Consider the following 8333-nt stretch of genomic DNA (forward strand, 5'->3'; position numbering starts at 1 on the left):
TTCATTTACTCGGATCAAGAGCATATTGTCGTGTGGTGAGTCAGCACCGAGGTGGACTGGTCGTGCTCAGCGCTGCCTGCTTCGTCTACGTCACCGCGGAAACGCTCCCGGTCGGATTGCTCCCGCAGATCGCCGACGGCCTGGCGGTCAGCGAGGCAGACGTGGGCCTGCTGCTGACCAGCTACGCCGTTGTGGCGGCGCTGACCACCATCCCGCTGACCGCGCTCACCATGCGGATCCCGCGGCATCTGCTCATCGCCGCGACCGTGGCGATATTTGCAATCTCCCAGCTCATCGCCGCTTTCGCGGGTTCGTTGCTCATCCTCACCCTGTCGCGTCTGATCTGTGCGGTGGCACACGGCGTCTTCTGGTCGACGATCGCGCCGGTGGCAGCCCGGCTCGTCCCGCCGGACCGGGCCGGGCGGGCCACCGCGCTGGTCTTCCTCGGCAACTCGCTGGCCATCGTGCTGGGCGTGCCGCTGAGCACGGCTCTGGGCCAGTGGCTGGGCTGGCGGGTCGCGCTGGCCGTGCTGGCGGTGGCCGGCGCGGCGTGCGTCGTGGCGCTGCTGATCGTGCTGCCCAAGCTGCCGGCGCTGCCGCAGGACCTGGCGGTACGGGCGGGGGCCCGACTGAAGGCGTCGGTCCGGATCATCCGCAACGGGCCGGTCGCGGCGGTCTGCCTGAGCACGGTGGTGCTGGTGATCGGGCACTTCGCGGCGTACACCTACATCGCCCCGCTGGTGCGGCGCGACGGCGGACTGGAGGGTTTCGGCCTGAGCGCGCTGCTGCTGGGCTACGGCGCGGCCGGCCTGATCGGCAACGCGATCGTGGGCCGCTTCGTGGACCGGCGGCCCGGACCGCTGCTCGTCACCCTCATCGCACTCATGGCCCTCTCGCTAGTCCTGCTCGTGCCCGTCCTCGGTGCCGCACCGACCGTGCTGGCGGCGCTGGTCTGGGGCGGCACGTTCACGGCGATCCCGGTCGTGCTCCAGGCAGCGATCCTGCGGGTCGCACCGCTGGCCCGGGACGCCGCCTCGGCCGTCTACGTCGTCGCCTTCCAGATCGGCATCGGCGGCGGCGCCCTGCTCGGCGAACGCTTCGTCTCCGCGGATCGGCTGGGCTGGCTGCCGGCGCTGGCCGCGGTGCTCACCGGGATCGCCGCCCTGACTGTCCTGGCGGCTCGAGGGGCCTTCCCGGTGCGGGCCCCTGCCCCAGCCCCGGAGCAGGCGCCGGCAGCGGTCTGACCAGGCCGGTCTCGTAGGCCACGATGACCAGCTGGGCCCGGTCCCGGGCCTGCAGCTTGGCCAGCAACCGCCCGATGTACGTCTTGACCGTGGCCAGGCTCAGCCGCAGATGCTCGGCGATCTCCCCGTTCGACAGGCCCCGGCCGACCAGCTCGAGCACGTCACGCTCGCGGTCCGTGACACCGGTCAGCGAACCGGCGGGCTCGCTCGCCGGCTCCCCCTGCCCGGCGAAGTGCGTGATCAGCCGCCGGGTGACCGTGGGCGCCAGCAATGCCTCACCCGCGGCGACGATCCGGACGGCCGCCACCAGATCGGCGGGCATGACGTCCTTGAGCAGGAAGCCGCTGGCCCCGGCGCGCAACGCGGCGAAGACGTACTCGTCGAGGTCGAAGGTGGTCAGGATCAGCACCCTGGTGTCCGGGGTCGCGGGCGAGCCGGTGATCAGCCGGGTCGCCTGGATGCCGTCGAGCTCGGGCATCCGGATGTCCATCAGCACGACGTCGGGCTGCTCGCGCCGGGCGAGGGCCACCGCCTCGGTGCCGTCGGCGGCCTCGCCCACCGCGACCAGGTCGGGGGTGACGTCGATGAGCAGCCGGAAACCGGCGCGCACGAGGGCCTGGTCGTCCGCGATGAGAACGCGGATCGGCTCGCTCGGGGCGCTCATGCGGGCCGCTCGTAGGGCAGGGTCGCCCGGACGCGGAAGCCACCGTGGTCCTGCGGGCCGACGGTCAGCGCCCCCGCATGCAGAGCGACCCGCTCACGCATGCCGGTCAGGCCCGCACCGTCGACGGCCGGCCGACGGGCCGGGACGCCGTCGTTGGTCACTTCCACGCGGAGCTCGCCCGGCACACCCACGACGTCGACCCGGCAGCTGGTCCGACCCGCATGCTTGACGACGTTGGTCAGGGACTCCTGCACGATGCGAACAGCCGTCAGCGCGACACCCTCCGGCACCTCGCAGTCGCCGCGCACGTCCAGCCGCACGTCGACACCCGCCTCCGCGGCCCTGTCGACCAGCCGTCCCAGCTCGGCCAGGGTCGGTGCCGGGGCGAAGCCGGGCTCGGGGCTCCGGTCGGCCAGCCGTCCCAGCAGGGTGGGTGGCGGGGTGAAGCCGGGCTCGGCGGCCCGGTCGGCCAGCCGTCCCAGCAGGGTGGGTGGCGGGGTGAAGCCGGGCTCGGCGGCCCGGTCGGCCAGCCCTCCCAGCAGGGTGGGTGGCGGGGTGAAGTCGGGCTCGGTGCGCAGCGCACCCACCGCGCGGCGTAACTCCGTGAGGGCGCTGCGGCTGGTCGCCGCGATGACGTCCAGGGCGGCGCTCGCCTCCGCCGGCCGTTCGGCGGCGACGTGGCTGCCGATCGCCGACTTCACCGCGATCACGGTGAGGCTGTGCCCGATGATGTCGTGAATCTCGCGGGCGATCCGCAACCGCTCCTCGGTCACCGCCTGCGTGGTCGCCTGCGCGGCCGTCCGGGCCGCGTGGGCCCGGCGTTCGCGCAGCGTCCAGCCGAGCAGCCAGCAGACGCCGAACACCAGGACCACGAGGGCCACCTCGAGGGACCCCGGCCCGTCGGCGGAGTCGCCGGCGATCACTGTCGCCGTGGCCACGACGACGGCACCGGCCGTCAGGGTGACGACTGCGCGGCGGCCGGGAACCTTCGCACCGACCGAATACAGCGCGATGCCCGCGGCGAGCACCGGCCCGGGGAACGCGAAGTCGGGGACCAGGCCGGTGGCCAGGCAGACCGCCGCCGCGCCCAGCACGACCGCCGCGGCACCCAGCGGCAGGAGCCGGCGGACCGCGAGTGGTGTCCCCATGGCCAGACTGGCCACGAGGGTGACCCAGGCGGGCTCGCGGGGACCCGCAGCCGGCGACTCGGCGGCCGACAGCAGGCACACGAGCGTGACCGCGGCGGCCAGAGCGGCGTCGAAGATCCGCTGCTGGACCGGGCCGGGTCGCCAGAGCAGGACGGGTGGGACGGGCACGTTCCCGACCCTAGCGGCGCCGGGCCGCGGGGTCGTCGTCCCTGAGTCGTCATCCCTGGGGATGAAGCGGCGCCCGGCCGTCCTCTCCAAGGTGGACTCCAGGTGTCGCCCTGAGCCTGACGACAATCCGAGGCGGAGCCGACATCGTCTCGGGCATGGCTGTTTCCCTCCGCGACGTGCGGATGATCTACCGCTCGGGCACCCGGCAGGTGCTCGCCCTCGACGATGTGAGCGTGGACTTCCCGCCCGGGACGTTCAGCGCCGTGATGGGCCCGTCCGGGTCCGGGAAGTCGACGCTGCTGCACTGCGCCGCGGGGCTGGACCGCCCGACCGGAGGTGTCGTCTCGATCGCCGGCACACCGCTCGGCGACCTGGACGAGACAGCTCTGACCCGCCTGCGCCGCGACCGGGTCGGGTTCGTCTTCCAGGCGTTCAATCTGGTCTCGTCGCTCAGCGCGGCGCAGAACGTCGCCCTGCCGCTGCGCCTGGCCGGCCGCCGCCCGGCCGCCGGTGAGGTGACCGCCGCGCTGGCCGCGGTGGGGCTCGCCGACCGGGCCCGGCACCGCCCGAGCGAGCTCTCCGGCGGTGAGCAGCAGCGGGTGGCGATCGCCCGCGCGCTGATCACCCGCCCGGCCGTGGTCTTCGCCGACGAACCGACCGGCGCGCTCGACACCCGCACGTCCCGTCAGGTGCTCGACCTGCTGCGCGCACTGGTGGACGAGCACGGCCAGACGATCGTCATGGTGACCCACGACCCGGTCGCGGCGGCGATGGCCGACCGGGTGCTGCTGCTGGCCGACGGCCGGCTCGCCGGCGAGCTCACCGGGGCCGACGCGGGGGCCATCGCGGCCCGGATGACCACGCTGGAGGCGGCGTGCTGACCCGCGACCGGCTGGGCACGTTCATCGCCGTCGTGCTCAGCACGGCGGTCGTGGCGGCGGCGCTGCTGCTCTGGGCGTCCTCCCAGCCCCGGGTTCCGGACAGGTTCGAGGATCTGAGCGTCGTGGTGCAGAGCCCGGCCGCGGCGAATCCGGCCGAGTTCTTCGCCGAGACGGTGCCGTGGCCGGCTGCCGCCGCCCGGGAGCTGGCCGACCGGCTGGGCGAGCTGCCGGGTGTGACGGCCGTCGTGCAGGACCGGCCGTTCTATGCGCAGCCGATCCGCTCCGGGCGGCCGGTCCCCGGCCTGACCACCGGGTACGGCTGGCGCGCGGGCGTGGCCCGGCTGGTCGCGGGCGCACCGCCGAGCGGCGAGCGGGACGTGGTCGTCGGCCGCGATCTGGGGGTGCCGGTCGGCCAGGACATCATCCTGCTGACCGGGACGGGCCCGGCCCCGTGGCGGGTCACCGGCCATGTCGAGGGCTCGGCGGTGCTCGTGGCTGAACCCGTCGCGGCCCGGCTGCAACCGGGCGTCCGGGCGATCGGGCTCGTCGGCGATCCCGACCCGGCCGCTGTGCGAGCCGTCGTCGGAAGCGCCGGGACGGTGCTGACCGGCGCCGGGCGTGGGGCTCTGGAGCCACGTGCCGATGCCCGCCTGCGCTGGATCGGCACGCAGGTGCTGTCCGCGACCGTGGCGCTGGCCGGATTCGCCTGTGTCTTCCTGGTCGCCTCGACCTCGGCCTTCGCGGTCAACCAGCGCCGCCGCGAGATCGGGCTGCTGCGGGCGGTCGGGGCGACGCCGCGGCAGATCCGATCCACTTTGTACCGGTCGGCGCTGCTGGTGGGCGGGGCGGCCGCAACAGTCGGCGTGGCGCTGGGCGCGGTGCTCGCGGTGTCGCTGGACGGCTTCCTCGTCGACGCGCACTTCCAGCCGGTCGGTTTCTCCGTGCGCTGGGAGCCGTGGGCGCCGGCAGTGGCGTTCCTGGCCGGGCCGTTGGTGTCGCTGCTCGGTGCGGCGGCTTCCGCCCGCCGGGCATCACGCATCGGCCCGTTGGAGGCTCTGCGGGTGGCCGAGGTCGAGGACCGGCCGATGTCCCGCCCGCGCTGGATCGCCGGCCTCACCGCGGCCGCGGTCGGTGCTGCCGCCGGCGTCTACACGGCGACCGCGGCGAGCGTCACCGACATGGCGCAGTTCGCCCTGCTCGGCGCCATGGCTCTGGTCGTGGCTGCGGCCCTGCTGGCTCCCGCGGTCGTTCCGTGGCTGGTCCGGCTGTTGCTGTGGCCGGTCAGCGGCATCACCGGATCGCTGGTCCGCGAGAGTGCCCTGGCCGGGGTCCGGCGCACGGCGTCGACCGCCGCGCCGGTGCTGCTCACCGTGGCGTTCGGGGTCTTCATCACCGGTACGGTCCAGACCTCGACGGCGGCCTACGCAGCCCGCCGGGCCGCCGCCGTGGACACCAGGACGGTGCTGATCCCGAACGGCACGCCGGGCCTGACCGACGCCGCGGCGCCCGCCGCGCCGCTACCGACCCAGGTGTACGTGGCCGGTGCGTCGGTCGCCGCCGTCGGATTGCCCACCCAGCCGCCGGGCACCGCCCTGGTGAGCCCGGACTCAGCCGACCGCTTCGGCGACAGTGTCACGGTCACCTATGGGGACGGGGTGCAGGAAACACTCCGGATAACCGGCACAGCACCGGCGGGCACAGTCCCCGCAGGCCCGGTCCCGGCCGAGCTCTTGCTGGCCCGTGACGTGGTCCGCGACCACGACAGATCGGCGCTGGCCCCGGCTGCCTTCAGTGCCGCAGCAGCCGCCACACCGGGCGCGGAGGTGGTCTCCGTGGCGACGTACGCCAGTCGCGCCGACGCCGAAGAGGACCGACTGGTCTGGTCGTTCACGCTGCTGCTGCTCGGCATGTCCGCCGGCGCGGGAGCCCTGGCCGTGGGAAACACGCTGCTCATGGCGACCAGGCACCGCATCCGCGACTACCGCGTCCTGCGGCTGGCCGGAGCGACACCACGTCAGGTCGCCCTGACGGTGGCGCTCGAATCGGCCCTGGTCGTGGCGATCGGATCCATCCTGGGCGGCGCGACCGCGATGCTGGCGCTGCTCGGCTCGGCGGGCTCGCTGAGTGCCCAGGTCGGCACCGAGATCAGCGTGATCGTCCCCTGGTCGCTGATCTCGTTGATCGTCGGTGGGTGTCTCGTGCTGGCGTTGGGGGCGAGCACGCCGTCGGCTTTGCGCGCCCGGCCCACGCGATGAAGCCCGCCGGAGCGGTGGGCTCGCGCCGACCGGCGGGCTTGCGTTGGGCGGCAGGCTTGCGCCGGGCGCAGGGCTCGCGCCCGGCCGGCAAGCTAGAGGGCCGCCTCGGCGGCCGCCAGGAGAGCGTCGTTCTCCTCCGGCTTGCCGATCGTGATGCGGACGCCGTCACCCGGGAACGGCCGGACGATCACCCCGCGCTTCTCGCACGCCGCGCCGAAGGCCGTCGCCCGGTCGCCGAGCGGGAGCCAGACGAAGTTCGCCTGGCTGGCCGGGACGTCGGGGTGCAGCTTGCGCAGCGCCTCGGTGACCCTTTCCCGCTCGCTGATCACCAGCGCGCAGCGGCGGAAGACTTCCTGCTCGGCGTCCAGGGCCGCCAGCGCGGCCGCCTGGGCCACCAGGCTGGTGGAGAAGGGCGTCAGCACCTTGCGGATCGCCGCCGCCACCTCCGGCTGGGCCACCAGGTAGCCGACCCGCAGCCCGGCCAGGCCCCAGGCCTTGGACAGCGTGCGGAGCACGACCACGTTCGGCCGGTCGCCGTAGGTCACCAGGCCGTCCGGGACCTCGTCGTCCGTGACGAACTCGCGGTACGCCTCGTCCAGGACCACGAGCACGTCCGACGGTACGGCGTCCAGGAACCGGTCCAGTTCCGCCTTGCGCACGCTCGTACCGGTGGGGTTGTTGGGGTTGCAGACCAGCACCAGCCGGGTGCGCTCGGTGATCGCCTCGGCCATCGCCGTCAGGTCGTGGCCGTGGCCCGGGGTGTTCGGCACGCGGATGCTGGTCGCGCCCACGCCCGCCGAGATGATCGGGTACGCCTCGAACGAGCGCCACGCGTACACGATCTCGTCGCCCGGCAGGCACGTCGCCTTGGCCAGGTGCTCGGCCAGCGCCACCGAGCCGCAGCCGGTGACGATGCGGTCGGGGCTGACGCCGTAGCGTTCGGCCAGGCGGTCCCGCAGCTGCATGACGCCCATGTCGGGGTAGCGGTGCGACTGGGTCATCGCCGCCGCCACCGCCTCCGGCACACCCGGCAGCGGCCCGAAGGGCACCTCGTTGCTGGCCAGCTTGATCGCCTCGGCGATGCCCAGCTCGCGGGTCAGGTCGGCGACGCTCTTGCCCGGCACGTACGCCGGCAGCGCCTCCAGGTCGGCGCGGGTCAGCCTGGTCATCTCTTCCCTCCGGTGGAGTCGTCGGCGTTCTCGGGCGCCTTCACGGGCTGCTCGCGGTGGCCGGGTGGCACGGCGACGACCACTGTCCCGGCCGACTTGTCGTGCAGGGCCCGACGGAGTTGCTGATCGAAGAGCACGGAGCCGGAGTCGACCAGCTGCGCCAGGAAGCCCAGTCCGTAACAGCTCCACAGCGGTGTCCACATGCCGAGCCGGGCCCAGCGGCCGAACGCGCGACCGAAGCCGAGCGGTTCCGTGTTCTCCAGTTTCACGACCTTGACCTGCAGTAGTCGCTTGCCCAGGGTCTGGCCGCTGTTCGCCAGCGCCGGCACCTCGTAGGCGAACCACAGGGCGGTGGCGATGACGAGCATCGTCAGGATCAGATAGCTGGAGCGGGCGGAGGCGGGCTGCGGGCTGGTGAACGGGTCGGCCATGGTGGCGCGGAAGATCGGCTCGACCTCGAGCCACCACTGGTACGCCAGCCAGCCGTTGACCAGCACGTTGAGGATCAGCACGGCCATGATGTCGATCAGCCGGGCGACCAGGCGGCGGCCCAGGCCGGCGAGCGGCTGGCCGTGCGGGCGGGCCTGCACCTGGTAGGCGTAGGCGTGCGGGGGCACCCAACCGGGGGGTGGGGCCCAGCCCGGGGGCGGGGTCCAGCCGGGCGGCGGCGTCCAGCCGGGCGGGGGAGCCCAGCCCTGCGGCGGGGGCGCCCAGCCCGGTGGGGGCTGGCCGTAGCCCGCAGGCGGCGTCCATCCGGGCGGCGGCTGGCCATACCCCGGCGGTGGTGTCCATCCGGGCGGCGGC

7 protein-coding genes are annotated in these 8333 nt (G+C 73.9%); 3 read left to right on the forward strand and 4 right to left on the reverse strand.

All coding sequences use genetic code 11. The annotated features are described in order from the left end of the window. Positions 1–35: 35 nt before the first annotated feature. On the forward strand, positions 36–1244 hold the full coding sequence (locus Aau02nite_RS09285) for an MFS transporter (RefSeq protein ID WP_246595011.1): 1209 nt from the start codon (positions 36–38) through the stop codon (positions 1242–1244). Here the strand turns inward: Aau02nite_RS09285 and Aau02nite_RS09290 are convergent. Next, positions 1147–1908: a response regulator gene (locus Aau02nite_RS09290; RefSeq protein WP_212987899.1), complete on the reverse strand. Its 762-nt coding sequence runs from the start codon at positions 1906–1908 to the stop codon at positions 1147–1149. The two genes, Aau02nite_RS09285 and Aau02nite_RS09290, sit on opposite strands and share 98 nt — an antisense overlap. Then, positions 1905–3224: a sensor histidine kinase gene (locus tag Aau02nite_RS09295; RefSeq protein ID WP_212987900.1), complete on the reverse strand. Its 1320-nt coding sequence runs from the start codon at positions 3222–3224 to the stop codon at positions 1905–1907. Before Aau02nite_RS09295 ends, Aau02nite_RS09290 begins: the two co-directional genes overlap by 4 nt. A 155-nt stretch (positions 3225–3379) precedes the next feature. Here Aau02nite_RS09295 and Aau02nite_RS09300 point away from each other — a divergent pair, with 155 nt between their 5' ends. Then, positions 3380–4105 carry an ABC transporter ATP-binding protein gene (locus tag Aau02nite_RS09300; RefSeq protein WP_212987901.1) on the forward strand — a complete coding sequence of 242 codons (726 nt, stop codon included), beginning with the start codon at positions 3380–3382 and terminating at the stop codon, positions 4103–4105. Next, positions 4099–6360 carry an ABC transporter permease gene (locus Aau02nite_RS09305; protein ID WP_212987902.1) on the forward strand — a complete coding sequence of 754 codons (2262 nt, stop codon included), beginning with the start codon at positions 4099–4101 and terminating at the stop codon, positions 6358–6360. Before Aau02nite_RS09300 ends, Aau02nite_RS09305 begins: the two co-directional genes overlap by 7 nt. 92 nt (positions 6361–6452) lie before the next feature. On the opposite strand, the gene hisC is transcribed toward Aau02nite_RS09305, so the two are convergent. Then, the gene (gene hisC, locus Aau02nite_RS09310) at positions 6453–7529 is read right to left on the reverse strand and encodes a histidinol-phosphate transaminase (RefSeq protein WP_212987903.1); all 1077 of its coding nucleotides are present in this window, start codon (positions 7527–7529) and stop codon (positions 6453–6455) included. Further along, positions 7526–8333 (reverse strand): RDD family protein (locus Aau02nite_RS09315; RefSeq protein WP_212987904.1); only part of this gene is annotated, 808 nt, incomplete at its 5' end. The genes hisC and Aau02nite_RS09315, both read right to left, overlap by 4 nt.

This window comes from Actinoplanes auranticolor (assembly GCF_018332655.1).
Classification (GTDB): Bacteria; Actinomycetota; Actinomycetes; order Mycobacteriales; family Micromonosporaceae; genus Actinoplanes; species Actinoplanes auranticolor.

Coding starts and splice junctions, on each gene's coding strand:
- Aau02nite_RS09290 (WP_212987899.1), bottom strand. CDS start 1,908: ATGAGCGCCCCGAGCGAGCCGATCCGCGTTCTCATCGCGGACGACCAG.
- Aau02nite_RS09300 (WP_212987901.1), top strand. CDS start 3,380: ATGGCTGTTTCCCTCCGCGACGTGCGGATGATCTACCGCTCGGGCACC.
- hisC (WP_212987903.1), bottom strand. CDS start 7,529: ATGACCAGGCTGACCCGCGCCGACCTGGAGGCGCTGCCGGCGTACGTG.